The organism is Paenibacillus sp. E194 (assembly GCF_000935845.1).
Classification (GTDB): domain Bacteria; phylum Bacillota; class Bacilli; order Paenibacillales; family Paenibacillaceae; genus Paenibacillus_B; species Paenibacillus_B alvei_B.
Window position 1 is genome coordinate 1 of record NZ_JMDX01000467.1, and the last position, 1,727, is coordinate 1,727.

Annotated in this window: 1 protein-coding gene and 1 pseudogene; both read right to left on the reverse strand. The window is 41.1% G+C overall.

Annotated elements, in window-relative coordinates:
• Window positions 1–90: 90 nt before the first annotated feature.
• Window positions 91–948: pseudogene (locus tag AZ66_RS28940) on the reverse strand (IS3 family transposase); the annotation flags it as partial.
• A 17-nt stretch (window positions 949–965) separates the two neighbouring features.
• On the reverse strand, window positions 966–1,655 hold the full coding sequence (locus AZ66_RS28945; RefSeq protein WP_044358085.1) for a helix-turn-helix domain-containing protein: 690 nt from the start codon (window positions 1,653–1,655) through the stop codon (window positions 966–968).
• Window positions 1,656–1,727 lie beyond the last annotated feature (72 nt).

The following is a 1,727-nucleotide window of genomic DNA, read 5'->3' on the forward strand; positions in this document are numbered from 1 at the left end:
GAAGTGCTCCCTGTCAAGTGGGCAGTGTAAAAAAACAAAAATCGTTCGTTTTTTCCCTCAGCTCGGTTTAACAGAGCTGAGGTTTTTTCATTATGCAGCTCGTCGGTATTCGTTAGGTGACAAGCCACCCAAACACTCTGTATAGCGGTAATTGTTATAATAGCGAATGTATTCGTTAACATCTTTGAGGACATCTTCATAGGTATCATACTTCGCAAGATAATAGCTTTCTGATTTGTAAGTGCCCCAAAATCGTTCAATAGGTTGGTTGTCCAAGCAGCGGCTCACACGAGACATGCTTTTCATAAATCCATATTTTATATGGAGTCGATTATACTCATGAGACGTGTATTGGAAGCCTCTGTCGCTTTGGAGAAGCGGGGTTACACCGGGATTCTTCTCGTAAGCCTTCTTCAGCGTATCCATCACGAGTTTATTGTTATTGGAATGGCTTAATACCCATGAGACAATGGAATTATCGTATACATCAATAATGGCACTCAAGTAGGCTTTGCGACCATTTCCATACTTCAGTTCTGTCACATCTGTACACCACTTTGTATTTGGAGAGTGGGCATCAAAATTACGGTTCATTACATTTTCAGCTACATGAATCTCAGGGGCCCTCATGTAGTGCGGTCGCTTTTTGCGAATGATTGCTTTGAGTCCAAGAGCACGCATAATTCGGTAATAACGCTTTTTGTTGTACTTTTTTTTCAGCTTTCGGTTTAATTGCGTTCGCATTTGGCGATAGCCAAGTATCCCTTTTCGCTTGTCATAACGAAGCTTTACTTCCTTGGCCAACGCATGGACTTCAATCTCCGTAGCGGATGGCGTCCATTTTAACCACTTGTAATAGGCAGATCGAGCAACCCCAGCTAATGCACACAACTTCGTAATTGCGTAACCTTTTTCCTTGTGCAGTTCTTGAATCGCTTGATACAAGTCTACTTGCCGAACGAGGGTTAGCGTGTATTTCGTCGCTTGATCTCCGCCAACTTTTTTGCGAAGGCATTCTCCATTTCTAGGTACTCATTTCGCGCTTCTAGCTCTTTAATCCGCAGCTTAAGACGTTCATGCTCATCTAGTTCTTCTACAGGCTTTTTGCGACCGCGATTGTCCTGAAGAGCCTCCTCACGGCCAGCTTGATATTTCCGCACCCATGTGTACACTTGCTGATAAGATACACCGTACTTCTCGATCGCTTTCTGATAGTCCAAGCCATTAGCAATGGTATATTGTGCAATTTCAATGCGTTCATCGAAAGTTGTTTTACGCCCTTTGTTCATTTGAGATAGTCCTTTTCCTTTATGTGTAGGTTTCAATTCTATCTCATTAGTATACTTGGAAATCCATTTCGCCAAAACACTTCTACTCGAAATATGATGTTTCTTTATCGCTTCTTCTACAGAGGAATGACCAGACAATACATCATTAACCGCAGCTAGTTTCAATTCATTTGAATATATTTTCCATGTTCTTGATTCCTGTAACCCATCCAAACCATTTTCTCTATATTTCCTTATCCATTCTTTAACTGTGTGATAGCTAACACCTAGCTGATTCGCTTCATAGTTTGGATTTGACTTGTGCTCAAGGCACCGCTGTACGACATGTAATTTTACTTCTAAAGATACTGGACTTCTTTTAGACATTAGAAAAACTCCCATCATTGTAGCAGTAGAAGTTTTGTTTTTCCTACTGTCTACTATGATGGGAGCATATCA